The 14,636-nt window shown below is 60.4% G+C and carries 12 protein-coding genes; 6 read left to right on the top strand and 6 right to left on the bottom strand.

Going from position 1 to position 14,636, the window contains the following annotated elements; all coding sequences use genetic code 11:
* The first annotated feature begins 76 nt into the window (after positions 1-76).
* Together F0M18_RS04960 and F0M18_RS04955 are read left to right on the top strand one after the other, a co-directional pair.
* Complete coding sequence (locus F0M18_RS04960) at positions 77-1,513, top strand: DUF3336 domain-containing protein (RefSeq protein ID WP_262500827.1); 1,437 nt, start codon at positions 77-79, stop codon at positions 1,511-1,513.
* Positions 1,514-1,679: 166 nt separating this feature from the next.
* Positions 1,680-2,804 (top strand): NAD(P)H-dependent flavin oxidoreductase, encoded by a 1,125-nt coding sequence (locus tag F0M18_RS04955; protein ID WP_149610301.1) that lies wholly within the window; start codon positions 1,680-1,682, stop codon positions 2,802-2,804.
* Between the two features lie 13 nt (positions 2,805-2,817).
* Here the strand turns inward: F0M18_RS04955 and F0M18_RS04950 are convergent, their stop codons facing one another.
* From F0M18_RS04950 to F0M18_RS04940, 3 genes are all read right to left on the bottom strand, one after another.
* Positions 2,818-3,546 (bottom strand): sulfotransferase-like domain-containing protein, encoded by a 729-nt coding sequence (locus tag F0M18_RS04950; protein WP_262500826.1) that lies wholly within the window; start codon positions 3,544-3,546, stop codon positions 2,818-2,820.
* Complete coding sequence (locus F0M18_RS04945) at positions 3,543-4,463, bottom strand: aminotransferase class IV (RefSeq protein WP_149610300.1); 921 nt, start codon at positions 4,461-4,463, stop codon at positions 3,543-3,545. The genes F0M18_RS04950 and F0M18_RS04945 overlap by 4 nt, the downstream gene beginning before the upstream one ends.
* Before the next feature lie 212 nt (positions 4,464-4,675).
* The gene (locus tag F0M18_RS04940) at positions 4,676-5,773 is read right to left on the bottom strand and encodes a BamA/TamA family outer membrane protein (protein ID WP_188109598.1); all 1,098 of its coding nucleotides are present in this window, start codon (positions 5,771-5,773) and stop codon (positions 4,676-4,678) included.
* Positions 5,774-5,850: 77 nt separating this feature from the next.
* Here F0M18_RS04940 and F0M18_RS04935 point away from each other — a divergent pair, with 77 nt between their 5' ends.
* Complete coding sequence (locus tag F0M18_RS04935) at positions 5,851-6,582, top strand: DUF975 family protein (protein ID WP_188109597.1); 732 nt, start codon at positions 5,851-5,853, stop codon at positions 6,580-6,582.
* A 28-nt stretch (positions 6,583-6,610) separates the two neighbouring features.
* On the opposite strand, the gene F0M18_RS04930 is transcribed toward F0M18_RS04935, so the two are convergent.
* On the bottom strand, positions 6,611-8,173 hold the full coding sequence (locus F0M18_RS04930; protein ID WP_149610297.1) for an acyl-CoA synthetase: 1,563 nt from the start codon (positions 8,171-8,173) through the stop codon (positions 6,611-6,613).
* Positions 8,174-8,352: 179 nt separating this feature from the next.
* Between F0M18_RS04930 and F0M18_RS04925 the strand changes: the two genes are divergently transcribed.
* Complete coding sequence (locus tag F0M18_RS04925) at positions 8,353-8,760, top strand: nuclear transport factor 2 family protein (protein WP_149610296.1); 408 nt, start codon at positions 8,353-8,355, stop codon at positions 8,758-8,760.
* 228 nt (positions 8,761-8,988) lie between these two features.
* Here F0M18_RS04925 and F0M18_RS04920 read toward each other — a convergent pair whose 3' ends face one another.
* Positions 8,989-10,602, bottom strand: coding sequence for an AMP-binding protein (locus F0M18_RS04920; protein ID WP_149610295.1), 1,614 nt, complete (start codon positions 10,600-10,602; stop codon positions 8,989-8,991).
* A gap of 21 nt (positions 10,603-10,623) precedes the next feature.
* Positions 10,624-12,339 (bottom strand): class I adenylate-forming enzyme family protein, encoded by a 1,716-nt coding sequence (locus tag F0M18_RS04915; RefSeq protein ID WP_149610294.1) that lies wholly within the window; start codon positions 12,337-12,339, stop codon positions 10,624-10,626.
* A 212-nt stretch (positions 12,340-12,551) separates the two neighbouring features.
* On the opposite strand from F0M18_RS04915, the gene F0M18_RS04910 reads away from it, so the two are divergent.
* Together F0M18_RS04910 and F0M18_RS04905 are read left to right on the top strand one after the other, a co-directional pair.
* Positions 12,552-13,715, top strand: a complete 1,164-nt coding sequence (locus F0M18_RS04910; protein WP_149610293.1) for a hypothetical protein — start codon at positions 12,552-12,554, stop codon at positions 13,713-13,715.
* 55 nt (positions 13,716-13,770) lie between these two features.
* Positions 13,771-14,634: an LLM class F420-dependent oxidoreductase gene (locus F0M18_RS04905; protein WP_149610292.1), complete on the top strand. Its 864-nt coding sequence runs from the start codon at positions 13,771-13,773 to the stop codon at positions 14,632-14,634.
* The last annotated feature ends 2 nt before the right edge of the window (positions 14,635-14,636 follow it).

Genomic DNA, 14,636 nt, shown 5'->3' with positions numbered 1-14,636 from the left:
TGCAAAGTGATAAACTGTTTGCTCGAGTGCTGCGACATGCAGCCTGGCCAGGGTGTTTGGGGACAAGGGGTAGTTTGTGAGCTGGAGAGCGCTGCGTAAATACGAAAAAGCCATGTTGCAGGCCGACTCCTATCAGGAGTGGCGTGAGGCGGCACTGGCGCACGATGAACGTTCCGGCAAGGCCAACTGGCGGCGCCGTGATCAGTCATCGGCTTATGACTACGTCTCTATCCGCAGCCGGCTCGACCGCTTGCGGTCGCTGCGTGCTCGCCACGACTATCCCGGGCTGTTGTTCACGCTGAACGAGGGCATCCACGGTAACGTGGGCGGGATGGGGCGCTCAGAGCTCTACCAGGTCGCCCGCTCCGGCACCAAGCAGGTCATCGAGGATTATGTCGAGGAGATTGTCGATTCGCTGCAGCTGCTCGCTACGGTCGATGACAGCGAGATAGGGGAAGAGGAGCGACTGGACTTCTTCCGTCGCGCCAATCACTGTTTCGGCCGCTCGGCGTTGATGATGAGCGGCTCCGGTATGCTGCTGTATTTCCACGTCGGTGTGGTGAAGGCGCTGCTTGAGCAGAACCTGCTGCCCGATATCCTGTCCGGCTCCAGTGGCGGGTCCTTCGTCGGCAGTATGCTCGCGACCCACAGCCGCGATGAACTGCAGAAGATGTTTGATCCCACCTATCTTGTCAGCCAGATTGAAATGGAGAAACAACGTCTCAGCGTGCTGCACCGTATCCGCCCGCAGATCCTGCAGGTGCACGAGATCCAGGGTATCGTTGAACGCCTGGTTCCCGATATGACATTCCAGGAAGCCTTCGCCAAGACGGGGATTCACATGAATATCTCCATCGCCCCCGCGGAGACGCACCAGACCTCCCGGCTGCTCAATGCCACCACCACCCCCAATGTACTGATTCGCCAGTCGATCATGGCATCGGCCGCGGTACCCGGGGTGTACCCGCCGGTCACGCTGATGGCACGCGACAAGTACGGTGATAAAAAGGAATACCTGCCCTCGCGCAAGTGGGTGGACGGTGCTGTGAGCGACGACCTGCCCGCCAAGCGACTGGCGCGGCTGTACGGGGTGAATCACTATATTGTCAGCCAGACCAACCCGCACATTATTCCCTTTGTGCGCGACTCCGGGCGGCGCAATACGCGTATCGACGTGGTCAAGACCGCGGCCACGCGCACAGCGAGGGAATGGCTCAACGCCTCGGCGGAGATCATGCAGAAACCGCTGCAGAAACGCCCGGCGCTGAACCAGTTAACCAATACCATACTGGCGATCGTCAACCAGGACTATGTCGGCGATATCAATATCATCCCGCCGTTCCGCTTCTTTAACCCGTCGCGGATACTGGCGCACCTGACCGAAGAAGAGATCTTCAACCTGATCAAGACCGGTGAGCGCTCTACCTGGCCAAAGCTGGAAATGATACGTATCCAGACGCGGATCGGCAGGACGCTGCAGAGCCTGTGCCACGACCTGGGGATTGTCGAATAGCAGCGGGCGCCTGCTGTAAAGGTTTACCGCGCACCGACCGGCATCGCCCGGTCGGCATCCTGCCCCGAGTTGTCAATAAAGCCATCCCTTTCGGCCTTTTCGGCCATGTCGCCGCCAGCGCTTATACCCCATTCTGCTGCTGTATTTTTCTGTAGGGGGCAATGCCATGCAAACTGAGCTCAGTAAAAAATTGGGGATTGAAGTCCCTGTCTTTGCGTTCACTCACTGTCGCGACGTGGTGGTCGAGGTTTCCAAGGCCGGTGGTATCGGCGTGTTGGGTGCGGTGGGCTTTTCCGTGGAGCAATTGCGCGAGGAACTGGACTGGATCGATGCGCACATTGGCGATCACATCTACGGAGTGGATACCGCCATCCCGCAGAAGTATGAAGGCATGGACAAGTCGACTCCCGAGGAACTGGTGGCGATGATCGAGGCAGCCATTCCGCAGCGGCATCGCGATTTTGCAGAGAAACTGCTCCGGGACGCTGGCGTCCCCGAGTGGCCCGACGAGAAAGACCCGGTCAGCCTGAGCTTTTCCGTGCAGCAGGCACAGGCACTGGTGGATGAGGCGCTGACCAGGCCCAAATGCGCGATGATAGTCAACGCCCTGGGTACGCCGCCCCCGGAAATCGTGCAACAGGTTCACGATGCAGGTCGCCTGATCGGCGCACTGGCCGGCCGCCTCAAGCACGGCATTGCCCACAAGGAAGCAGGGCTCGACTTTGTGGTGTGCCAGGGTTCAGAGGGCGGTGGTCACGCCGGTGAAGTCACCTCAATGGTGCTGTGGCCGCAGATGGTCGATGCGATTGCGCCCCTGCCGGTGCTGGCTGCGGGTGGTATCGGCAACGGCAGGCAGATGCTCGCCGCCATGAGTATGGGTGCCCAGGGTGTGTGGATGGGCTCACGCTGGCTGATAGCAACCGAGGCCCAGGCCGAGCCGGCGCAGCGAGAGTCTTACAAGGCGGCGAACTCCGAAGACACCGTACGCTCGCGTTCCTTCACCGGTAAAACCGCGCGTATGCTCAAGAACGAATGGACCGAGGCCTGGGAGCGGGAAGATACACCCGACGCGCTGCCGATGCCGCTGCAGGGTTACCTGACTTTCGACGCCGTGCGCCGCACGCATCGCTACGCCGGTGTGGGCGATTGCCAGAAAATCGCGTTCAACCCGGTAGGTCAGGTGGTGGGGCAGATGAACACCGAGCAGTCATGCCGCGACATCATGTTCCAGCTGCTGTCGGAATATGCCGAGGCGCTGGAGCAGGTCAATACCGTGACCACGCAGGAATAGCCGCGCTGCGCGCTCAGGGCCGCAGGCGCCAACGCGACAGCTCATCGTAATAGGGTTGCATGGCTGCGGCGAGCTGGCGATGTGCAGCGCTCAACTGCGGCCGGGAAGGCGTGTATTCCCCGAACCCGGTGGAGCGCTCCACGTTGCGGTACCAGTGACTGGCCCAGATGCCATCCGAGTCCCTGCGACCACTGGGCCAGTGCAGCATCGCCTCAGGTAAAAACGGGACTTCCAGGTAGGCGCACAGCTTACCCAGGACCGCTTCCGGGTCCATCAGTACCTCGTTTGAATCGATAACCGCCGGTGTTTCGCCGGTGAGCCCGGTGATTTCCGCAAACAGTTCCGCCTGCCGGCAGATGCCGATGGCGTCTGCATCCACTTCCGGCATCTTCTGCACATAGGAGGCGATGACCTCGGCGGGATCGCGGATCAGGAAGCAGTGCTTCATGCCCGCGCACCAGCCCATGCTCATGCCGCGCGGGATGTGGTGTGTCATCTGTTTCTGGTATTGCAGCGGCGTATTCACCGGATAGCTGGTGAGCTCTTCAATGACCTTGCCATAGTCGGTGCTCTTGGTCAGTAGTATCTCGTTCCTGCAGGGGTGCTCGAGCCCGGTGTCGGCCAGGTAGGCGGCATAGAAGGGCTCGTCCACTACCGAGCAGTCCGGCCGGTTCTCCCAGCTGCGCATCATCGCGGTAGAGATGTTGCGCGGGCCGGACCACATGGCAATGCGCAGCGTCATGCCCGGCCCCGCGCGCACTCGTTGCCGATCAGTTCCCGGTACAGTGCCTGCAAGCGGTCCACCATGGGGCCGCGACGGCCATCGCCAATGCGACGCCCATCGATATCGAACACCGGGGTCAGTCCGGCGAAGGTGCCGGTGACAAAAGCCTCATCTGCGCCGTAGGCCTGCATCACCGAAAAGTTCTTCTCGTATACCGGAATATCATTGGCCTTGCACAAATCGATCACGTTGCGCCGGGTAATGCCGTCCAGGCAGTAGTCGCCTGACGAGGTCCAGACCTCGCCATCACGGACGATAAAGAAGTGGGTGGAGTTACAGGTCGCCACGTGACCGTGCGGGTCGAGCATCAGGGCTTCGTCGGCACCGGCCTTGGCGGCCTGGATGCAGCCAAAGATGCAATTGAGCTTGGAATGACTGTTGATGCGCGGGTCCTGTACATCGGCATAGCCGCGCCTGACGTACACGGTATACAGGTTCACGCCGCGATCATTCAGCGCCGGATCGGGATTCTTGTACTCCGGTATGATGACGATGGTCGGCCCGGAGATGGTCACCGCCGGGTCCTGGTAGGGGGTCGCCTTGATGCCGCGGCTGACCATCAGCCTGATGTGCACGTGGTCGTCCATGCCGTTGGCATCGACGGTATGGTACAGGCGCGCCTGCAGCTCTTCCCTGGTCAGTGCCAGGTCGAGGTCCAGGGCCTTGGCGCCTTCCCACAGCCGCTTCATGTGCTTGTCGAGAAAGGGGATCACGCCGTTGTGCAGGCGCAGGCCCTCCCAGATGCCATCCCCGAGAATAAAGCCCGAATCGAATACCGACACCACAGCCTGGTCCCGGTGAAACAGTTCACCGTTGATATTGATCTGGATATCGGCGTTACGCGGGTCCTGCTGGTAGGTATGGGTACTGGCCATGTGTGGTGATCCTTGTGCTGGTGACGCCGTATTCGCCGGCGGCCGTAGTCGGGGTTGTTCGGTATTGTTAAGTGCTGCTTTTTAATCAATTATTTGAATTAATTCAACGCCTGAATAAAAGCTCTTAAGCTATTGATATTTAATAATATAAAATAGGGTTCAATGGCTAGAAAATAGATTAGCCTGCCCCTGCAAGTGGCTGCCTGAGGAATCTAGAACGGCTGCCCCAGACTCAGGTAGATTGCCTCGTTATCACTCTCGCCCCTGGCGTAATCCAGTCGCAGCACGATGCCGGCATCGGGCTTCAGGTCAAAAATGATGCCCGCACCGAGCATCGGATACAGGCTCTCTGATTCCCTGCAGGCCGACACTTTACTGTACAGGCATCCGACCCCGCCAAACAGCGCGGCGCCCCAGCGCCCGCGTACGTGAAAGCGCGCATCCAGGTTGAGGTGCGTGTAATGCTCGTCCAGGTAATTGCCGCGAGTATAACCGCGCATGTTCAGCGATGAATACCCCGATAGCGGCGCGTCCCCGGTCCAGCGACCACGGGCGTTGGTGGCCAGCACATGGCCGTCGCCAAAGGGCCAGTAGTTGCTGTAATTAATGGTGAAGGTGTCAAATGACTCCTCGCCACCCAGTCCTTCCCGGTAGGCAACATTGTGGGCGACGAAGCTATCGCCGGTGGTGGGATCGCGCTGGTCGTCGCGGGTATCGTACTGGGCCACCAGTCCGATGCCATTGGACTGGAATCCGGTGAGGCCAATCTGGTCGAGGATGAGCTCGAATATCCCGTCGGCACCGATCACGTAATCGCTCATGATGAACTGGCCACCCAGGTACCAGTGATCACCGACGCGGTGCTGGTAGCGTGCGAACAGGGATTCGATGTTGTCCTCGGTGCGTACGGTTCTGCCTGTGCCCAGGAAATCGTCGTATTCGTTGCGGATCTTGCCGTTGATATAGCCGAACATGACCTTGTGCGTGTCCGCGCCAAAGTACAAATCCCCGAACATGCCGCCGACGTAGGAGTCGGTATCACTGTAGGTGGCAAAGGCGGTAATCAACGACGGGCTTGAGCCCCGGTCCAGCGCGCTGACGTATCCGGCCACTGCGCCCAGTGTGGTGCCCAGCTTCGGGTCCGCACTGACGGTCGGCGTGAGCAGCCAGGGTGAAACCGCTTCCCCCGCGGTATCTTCGTCGCCCGGCTCGCTGCTGCCGGCACCGGGTTCGGCAATGGCACAGGCACAGGCGATGGCGGCAAACGCGATCGGGGCCAGGCGCGAAAAGGCGTTTGCCTTGCGCTTCATGAACAGTCCTCGGGGTCCGGTGCTATAGTTGCAGGGTGTAATTGAGTATATCAGCAGCGTACAAGAGGAAGAACTCAATGGAAGTCGAAACCGCAACAGCAGGGCAGGGTTCACTGGAACGGGGCATGGCGGGTGACTACGAGCTGGAGCTCGGCGCCCTCGCACGTGAAGCATGGGGCCGCGTCAGCGGCAACAAGGCCCTGGTATGGAAGGCGATGTTGTTCTATTTTGCCGTGGTGTTCCTGCTGAGCATCGTTTTTGGGCTGTTGGAAGGCGCGCCACCTGACCCGCAGACAGTGCAGCCGCCAAGTGCCATGCAACAGATTGGCAACGTGGTGATAACACTGGTGATGCTGCCCATGGCGGCGGGCCTGTGTTTTTTTGGTACAGCGATTGCGCTGGGTCACAAACCGGTGCCGAAGAGCCTGTTCTCCTGGTACGACAATACGCTGAAGCTGGTGCTGACCTACCTGCTGATGAGCGTGCTGGTCTTCGTTGGTTTCCTGCTGCTGGTGTTGCCGGGAATTTACCTGCTGGTCAGCTACCAGCTGGCGATGCCGCTGGCGGTAGACAAGAAACTGGGCCCCTGGCAGGCGCTGGAGGCATCGCGCAAGGTGATCGGGCACAACTGGTTCAAGGTATTGGGCTTCGATATTGGCGCTATTGTGGTGACCACCGTGTCAACGGTGTTGCTGGGCATCCCCTTCATCTGGACCGTGCCCGCGCTGCTGATTGCCTATGGCATCCTGTATCGCACGCTTGCCGGTATCGAGTCCGACACGCTGCAGCGCACCCTGGCCAGCGGCTAGCGCGATGGGCTGATCAAGCAATCACTGGCTAGAATGGCGCGGGGCCCGGGAAAGCCTCGCGCAGTTGCGGCTTGAGCAGCTTTCCCGATGGGTTGCGGGGCAGGGCGTCTACCAGTTCATAGAGTTGCGGTACTTTGTAACCCGCCAGGTGCTCCCGGCACCATTGCCGGAGGCTGTCTGCGGTCGGCATCGCCCCGGGCGCAGGGACCACCAGCGCCAGGGGCGTTTCTCCCCATTTTGTCGATGCCACGCCAATCACGGCGGCTTCCTGTACTTCGGGGCAGGCGCTGAGCACGTTTTCCAGTTCCGCGGGGTAGATATTCTCGCCGCCGGAGATAATCATGTCTTTCTTGCGATCGCATAGGGTGATGAAGCCCTCGCTGTCGGCAGTGCAGATATCCCCGGTGTGCAACCAGCCATCCTGCAGGGTTTCTGCAGTGGCCTGTGGATTGTTCCAGTAGCCCTTCATGATGTGGCGGCCCGCCAGTAGCAATTCCCCGGCTTCCGGGCTGCCAGGGGGGATCTCGTCGCCCCGGGCATCCACGATTTTTACCTCGGTATGCATTTGCGGCCGTCCACAGGAACCGGCCTTGCGTTCGGCGTCCGCTGCGAGCAGCAGCGTACCGGGCCCGCACGATTCGGTAAGGCCATAGGCCTGGTGGATGCTGATGCCCAGTTCGCGCCAGGCGCGCAGCAACGACACCGGCACCGGGGCGGCACCCGTCGCAATCCAGCGCAGTGACGACAGGTCATGATCAGGCCGTTCCGGGGCCTGCAACATGAATTGCAGCAGGGCGGGCACGGCCATGAAAATGCTGATGCGTTCGCTGGCGATACACTTAAACATTTGCGCCATATCCAGATCGCGCATGATGACCCCGGTGCCGCCCCGGTGTACCAGCAGGGAAACCGGGTTCAGGCAGCCCACATGGAACATGGGCAGAGGCAGCAGGAAGCGGTCGTCGCCGCGCATGTCCGAGGTGGCCATGCTGGTCAGCTGTGACCACAGCATGCCATCGTGGCTGTGTACGGCGCCCTTGGGATGTCCCGTGGTGCCCGAGGTATACATGATAAAAAGGTTGTCATCATCCCAGGCGCCCACCGCCGGTTCATCGTCACTGGCCCGGACGAGACACTGGTTGTAGTCCAGGCTGGTAGCCGTCATGGCGCTGGCGGGCTCATCAACTACTCGCAGCCACAGTCGACACCTGGCTGAGTCCGAGCCCTGTTGCTGTAGGGTACTGATGCTGGCATCGAACTCGGCGTCGTGCACGAGGGCGCTGGCGCCGGCGTCTTCCAGGATGTAGGCGATTTCTGCTGGCGTGAGGCGCCAGTTGACCGGCACCATGACCGCGCCAATCTTGGCAATGGCGAAGTAGGTCTCCACGAACTCGATGCCGTTTTTCAAAAGCGTCGCCACTCGCTCGCCGGGTTGTATACCCTGTTCCAGCAGGGTATTGGCCACGCGGTTGCAGCGCTGGTTGAGATCGCGGAAGGTGAAGCGTCGCTGGCGTTCCCACTCCACGAATGCCTCGTTTGCGGGTGTGATGGCGGCGCGCTTTTTCAGCAGCAGTCCAATATTGGTTTGCATGGTGTGGCCGTGGTTAAGGTGAGTGCGACCGACAGTATTTCATTGATGGCAATGCCAGAGAAGCGTCGCAGTGCGACCGGTGTCGGTATTTCTGAACTGCGGCGTAAAATTCTTCGCAGCGGGCGCTGCCATCGCGGCGGGCCTCTATACTGGGTTCTCAATATTACGGGAGAGAGCAGATGAGCCTGGAACAGACCAACAAAAATCTGACCGCGGCCTTCTTCGAGGCCATGCAGCGGGCCGATGCGGACGCAATCGCCGACGCGTACTGTGAGGACGGGCGCGTGGTGACTATGGGGAACACGCTGATTTCCGGGGCCCGGGGTAAGGAGGAGATTCGCAGCTTCGCGGCCGGTGTACTGGATGCGTTCCCCGAAGGACTGGCTTTCACCGTCCATGCCATGACGGCAGAGGGCGATCGCGTGGCGGTGGAGGCGACATCAGCGGGACGTCATGTCTCCGGGCGCGACTACAGGAATGAATACCACTTCCTGTTTACCTGGAAAGAAGGTCGGATAGTTGAACTGAAGGAGTATATGGATACCGAACTGGTAACGGACGTGCTGTGCGGTGGCGCGCGCCCCTGACGGGGCGGCGCCTGTGCCGTCCTAGACTGAACCCAGGCCAGTGGCGACGAATACCGCAAACACTGCCATGGCAGTGCTGAAAGAGATAAGTTGAGTCATTACTACACCCCGATTATTAGATAGTTGTATCGAAAAAGCAGTATCACACTCCAAGGGAGCGCGCTGAATATAACCGCAATCGGGCGTGTTGCCTAGCCCCTGGCCGCATTGCCGCAGACTTCTCTGCGTTCAGCGACGCACTTTGAAGCCGGACGCGCGCAGGTCCCAGGTCGCATCCGAGTTGCCCTGTTCGCGCAGCCGATATTTCTGCACCTTCTGCGTTGGCGTGTAGGGCAGGTTGGCAACGAAATCGAGGTAACGCGGCACGAAAAAATAGGGCGCGTGGCTGTTGATGAATTCGCAAAGTGCTTCCGCCGTCAACTCGCTGCCGGGTTTGCGCACCACGCTCAGCTTGAGCTCATCCTCACTCTCGATCTCCTTCGCCGGTATGCCATAGGCGGCGACATCGGCAACCTCCGGATGGCGGCGCACGACGCTTTCCACTTCCAGCGTGGAAATATTCCGGCCGGCAAAGCGCACTGCATCTTTCTTGCGGTCGCAGAAAAAGTAGACGCCGCTTTCCGGGTCGTATCGCGCCATGTCGCCGGTCAGGAACCACTCTTCGCGAAACGCGGCTACGGTCGCCTCGTTATCGTCAAAGTAACCCTTGAACAGCACATGAGGTGCTTTTTCGCGCAGGCACATTTCGCCGGCCTCACCGTCGGCTACCGGTTTGCCGTTGTCGTCGCACAGGGCGACATCGAGGTCTGCCGGCGGCCGGCCCAGGGCGTAGCTGAGAGTGCCAGGCGGGCATTCCAGCTGGTTCATAATGAGCAGGCACTCGCTCATACCCAGGCCCGAGGTCAGCAGGCGCACGTCAAAGCGCTGCTCGAAAGCCTGCCACAGGTCCGGCGCCATCGGCACGATCAGGGCCGTGCGCAGGGTGTTGTTCCTGTCTTCTGCGGATTCCGGCGCATTCATCAGGAATGAGCCCATGGCGCCAATGGCAAAGATTTGTGTGGCGCCAAAGTGGTTGATGCGCTCCCAGAAGGTGGATACCGAGAACTTGTCCTCCAGTACCACCGGGATACCCTCAATCAAGGCCCGGTAAACACAGGTTATCCAGGCGCCGGAGTTGTACAGCGGCAATGGACAGTAGCAGACGTCGTCGGGCGCGGAGTCATACATCCGTGCAGCCCCGTCGACAATCGCCCTAATCCAGTTGTTGTGACTCTGCATCACGCCCTTGGAGCGACCGGTGGTACCCGAAGTCCAGAGAATGGCGCTGGTATCGCCGTAATCCTGTTTGCTGTAGTCCGGTACCAGCGGCGTGTCGTGCACCAGTTGGCTGTAGGGGATAGCGCCCGCTAAAGCGGCTACGGCGTCGTCCTCCAGCATGAAACGCTGTGCCGCTGGCAGTTGCTGTTCGATCTCGGCGAGCCTTGGCGCGAGCCTGGACTCGGTGACAATCATCGCCGGCCGGCTGCGACTGACGGCATCCAGCAGCCAGTCCCCGCGAAAGTCCGTGTTGATCGGGACCCACACGGCACCGATCTTGTTGGCTGCCAGGGTCAGCAGGACCATTTCCGGGCAGTTACCGAGGAACAGCACCACCCGGTCACCGGGCCCGATACCGTGCTCAAGCAAACCCGCGGCCAGCCGGTTGGTCAGCTCGGCGGCGTCGGCGAAACTGATGCTGGTGTCATCGGTGACCAGGAATCGGGTATCCGCTGATTGTTCCGCGTGTCGATCGAGTATCTTGCCCAGAAGGCGTTCCTGCGGATGCGTCAGATCCAGTTTCATGTTCACGTCTCCTTGCCGCGCTCAGGCGACTGCTGCGCCGCCGAGATAGGCTTCTTTCACCTTGAGCTTATGTAGCTTCTCGCTGGCATTGCGGGGCAGGGGTTGTGGCCACAACACGATGCTGCGCGGGACCTTGTAGCCGGCCAGGCGAGTATTCAGGTAGTCGCGGACCTGGGTTTCGGTGAGCGTGGCGCCCGGGGCCGAGTAGATAACCATGACCAGTTCTTCACCCATGGCCTGGTCAGGCTCGCCGAATACCACGACCTCGCGGACTTCCGGCATTTCAAACGCCGCCTGCTCGATTTCGCCTGGGTAGATGTTCTCACCTCCCCGTATCACGATCTCCTTGATGCGCCCGGTGATGTGGAGAAACCCATCGTCGTCCAGCAGGCCCACGTCACCGGTTTTCATCCAACCCTCATCGGTGAAGGTGGCGGCATTCGCGTCCGGCTTCTCCCAGTACCCGGGCGTGCAACACACGCCGCGTAACTCGATTTCACCGGGTTCACCCGGCGCGGCACTGGTGCCGTCTGCGTTCACAAAGCGTATTTCCATGATCGGGGATACCACGCCGGCGCTGTCCGGTTTGGCATCAAACAGCGCGCCGCTCATGGTCGCACCGACGGCCATGGTTTCGGTCATGCCATAACCGGCGGAGCGGCTGGGCTGTGCCACGCGCGCGTCAATGAGTTCCGGCAGGCCCGCCGGCGTCGCCGCACCCGCGGCGCTGATGCGCATCAGGGAGCGGGTGTCGAAATTCTCGAACTCCGGGTGGTTGAGCAGGTCCTGCAGTATGGCGGGCACCGAAGACAGCCCCGTTACCCGCTCCGCCTCAATCAGTTTTAGCGCCTCGCCGCTGTCCCACTTGTACATCATCACCACTTTCTGGCCCAGGGTAATGGGCAGTAACAGCCCGCTGAGCAGGCCGGTTGCATGGAACAGGGGGACGGTCAGCATAGGCGTTTCGCGCTCGGCGCCGCCACGATACGCCCTGGGGCCGCCTTCGAACTCGGCGACCAGCAAGCCCAGGAACATCATATTCATCAGCGCCTGGCCAACACTGCGATGACGATGCAGTACGCCCTTGGGGAAACCGGTGCTGCCGGAAGTGTAGAGGATGAAGGCGTCGTCTTCAGGCTCTACAGGGGGCGTCTTGTACGTTTGCTCGGTCCCGGCACTGATGACATCGTCAAACAGGGCCACGTTGTCAGGACGTTGGTACTGATCTGACGTTGGTACCACGATAATCGCGACCTGCAATGTGGCCAGGCGACTCTCGACCAGTGCGTAGCGTGCCTCATCACAGACCAGTAAGCGCGCGCCACAATCAGTGATAGCGTATTCAAGTTCTTCAGTTTTACCCCAGCTGTTGATGGGCACGACCACGGCGCCAACCAGCAGTGCGGCGCAGCAGGTAATCATCCACTCCACGTTGTTGCGCATGGCGATGGCGACACGGTCTCCTTTTTCGATCTCGAAATCACCCTGCAACTGCGCCGCCAGCGCATCGACCTCGGCAAAGAAGTCGTTATAGGTATAGCGTTTGCCTGCGTACACGACGAATTCAAGGTCGCCGTGGTTGCGGGCGTTATTGAGCACCTCCACGACCGTTTTCGCAGCGTGCTTGAAGGCGTCGCAGGCTTGACCGTCCAGGATCACCTCCTCGGTCTCGAAAAACGCACCCGCTGCGGTGAGTTCGGCCTTTTTTGCCTGGATATCACTGCCACTGAAGGTCATGCGGTCTACTCCTGCTGTGTCCCTGTTCGCGTCAGGGAATATAACCCAGTTTTCCGCCTGTCGGTCGCCCGCGGGGATCAGTGAGCGGCTCGATTCAAGCAATTGAACTGACTGGCAACAGTTGCGTGTTGTGACCCCCACTGGCACCGCCCCGGCAATTGCCAGAGAGCACCGGTGGGCATAGGCTGTGGGTCCAGGCAAAAGGAGATCCCATGGCTGCGAGTATCGGTCCGCTGTTGGCGACAGATGAGCAATTCAATCACCAGGTAGTGGATACCTTTGCCTCCGTGGGACAGAGTGACCTGTCCTGGGCGGAAAAAGTCTGTGGTATGGCAGCGGCCCGAGACGGTTCCCTGCAGATTGCCTTCGGTTTCGGAAAATACACCAACCGCAACGTGGTCGACGCCTACGCCGGGATCTCGCGCGGCAAGGAGCAATGGGTGGTGCGTGCCAGCCGCGCCCTCAGCGCTGATCCCGAATCGGTGGATGTCGGGCCGATTCGCTATGAGGTGGTTGAGCCCTTGCAGCAAATCAAGGTCTCGCTGGCGCCCAACGACTGCCAGCCCATCGCCTTCGAACTGTGGTTTCATGCGGTGGCGGCCTGTGTTGTCGAGGAGCGCGAGGACCGTCGCGACCTGCACGGCTATCGCAAGTCGACCGACCAGGTGCGTTATCACCAGAGCGGCCTGGCGAGGGGGTGGCTGGAAGTAGAGGGCCAGCGCATGGAATTCAGTGACAGTGAATGGGTAGCCACGCGCGACAAGTCCTGGGGCGTCAGGCCCATGGTAGGGTTACCGGCGACTGACCTGGAGCCCGATTACCATGAAATGATCCCCAGGGCGCTGGCAATCTGGAATCCGCTGGTGTTCCAGCGCAAGGATGGTTCTCATTATGCATATCATCACTACCTGCTTAATTTCAGTGGCCCCGGCTTTTCACACCAGCGCGTCCAGGGCGGTTTTGAGTCGCCGGAGGGGCAGACCGAAACCCTGGTTGGCATGACCCCGGAACTGCGCTTTGACAGCCCCAGCAAGCGTTTGCAGGGAGGTCGCTTCCTGTTGCAGATGCAGGACGGCAGTGAACGGCCGCTGGTGTTCGAGAAGCTCTCGGAGACGGGTTTCTACCTCGGTTCGGGCCACTATCATGGCGGCGATGGACACTATCACGGGAGCTGGCGGGGTGAGCTGCATGTTGACGGGGACCATGTTGTCGATGCGGCTGAGCCAGGTGTTCTCGATCGCTATAAGCAATTCCGGGATTGCCTGATACGGGTGGAAGACCAGGTCGGCGGCGGTGTCGGTATAGGTAATTGCCAGACCTGGATCCACGGCGCGTGGCCTGATTTCGGACTTTCGGGCGATGAGCCCACCTACTGAAGGCAACTGCCGTCACCGGCAGTAGTCAAACAATAATCAAACAAGGAAACAGCTTATGCATCTTGCATTCAGCTCAATGAACACGCTCAGGGACCCGCACCCGGCCGAGCTGGCCCGGGCGCTGGAAGACAGGGGTTTTGAGTCACTCTGGTACGGGGAGCACAGTCATATTCCCTGTTCGCGGAAAACGCCGTATCCGCCGGGCGGTGAAATGCCGTTGCCGTATCGCACCATGATGGATCCCTACCTGTCGCTGATGACGGCGGCCAATGCCACTACCAGGCTGAAGCTGGGTACCGGCATTGCCCTGTTGATGGAGCGCGACCTGTTCGCGCAGGCCAAGACCATCGCCACCCTCGACCAGTTGTCCAACGGGCGCGTGATGATCGGCACCGGCGTCGGCTGGAATCAGGAAGAATTCGAGAATGCCAATCCGCATCCTTTCAACAAGCGCTACGCGGTGATGCGCGAAACCGTGGCGGCAACACGTGCCCTGTGGCGTGAGGAAGAAGCCAGCTACCAGGGGCAGTACATTCGCTTCGACCCGGTATGGGCTGATCCGAAGCCCTTGCAGCCCGGAGGCCCGAAGGTGTTCCTCGGTGCCATGGGCCCGCTTGGCAGGAAGCACGCTGCCGCCTGGGCAGATGGCTGGTACCCGGTTGATGTGGCCATGGGCGATGTCGAACAGAGCGTCAGCAGCTTTCGGGAAGAGGTCAGGGCCGCGGGTCGCGACCCCGATGATGTGGAAATCAACATCCAGATAATGGACACCGGCAACCTCGACAAACTCAAGCAGTACCGGGATATGGGCATCGAGCGCGCCACCATCGGCGTGGCCATGGATCTCTGGGATAAACCGGAGGCGGTGATGCCCATGATCGACAAGTACGCCAAAGTCATACCCGAGTTACAGGACTGATC

Source organism: Pseudohalioglobus sediminis (assembly GCF_008370495.1).
Classification (GTDB): Bacteria; Pseudomonadota; Gammaproteobacteria; order Pseudomonadales; family Halieaceae; genus Halioglobus.
This window is presented reverse-complemented; position numbering and strand designations above follow the sequence as displayed.

What these genes read in the sequence shown, in the direction of transcription:
- F0M18_RS04955 (WP_149610301.1), top strand. Translation starts at nt 1,680, where the DNA reads ATGCAAACTGAGCTCAGTAAAAAATTGGGGATTGAAGTCCCTGTCTTT.
- F0M18_RS04950 (WP_262500826.1), bottom strand. Translation starts at nt 3,546, where the DNA reads ATGACGCTGCGCATTGCCATGTGGTCCGGCCCGCGCAACATCTCTACC.
- F0M18_RS04945 (WP_149610300.1), bottom strand. Translation starts at nt 4,463, where the DNA reads ATGGCCAGTACCCATACCTACCAGCAGGACCCGCGTAACGCCGATATC.
- F0M18_RS04940 (WP_188109598.1), bottom strand. Translation starts at nt 5,773, where the DNA reads ATGAAGCGCAAGGCAAACGCCTTTTCGCGCCTGGCCCCGATCGCGTTT.
- F0M18_RS04935 (WP_188109597.1), top strand. Translation starts at nt 5,851, where the DNA reads ATGGAAGTCGAAACCGCAACAGCAGGGCAGGGTTCACTGGAACGGGGC.
- F0M18_RS04930 (WP_149610297.1), bottom strand. Translation starts at nt 8,173, where the DNA reads ATGCAAACCAATATTGGACTGCTGCTGAAAAAGCGCGCCGCCATCACA.
- F0M18_RS04925 (WP_149610296.1), top strand. Translation starts at nt 8,353, where the DNA reads ATGAGCCTGGAACAGACCAACAAAAATCTGACCGCGGCCTTCTTCGAG.
- F0M18_RS04920 (WP_149610295.1), bottom strand. Translation starts at nt 10,602, where the DNA reads ATGAAACTGGATCTGACGCATCCGCAGGAACGCCTTCTGGGCAAGATA.
- F0M18_RS04915 (WP_149610294.1), bottom strand. Translation starts at nt 12,339, where the DNA reads ATGACCTTCAGTGGCAGTGATATCCAGGCAAAAAAGGCCGAACTCACC.
- F0M18_RS04910 (WP_149610293.1), top strand. Translation starts at nt 12,552, where the DNA reads ATGGCTGCGAGTATCGGTCCGCTGTTGGCGACAGATGAGCAATTCAAT.
- F0M18_RS04905 (WP_149610292.1), top strand. Translation starts at nt 13,771, where the DNA reads ATGCATCTTGCATTCAGCTCAATGAACACGCTCAGGGACCCGCACCCG.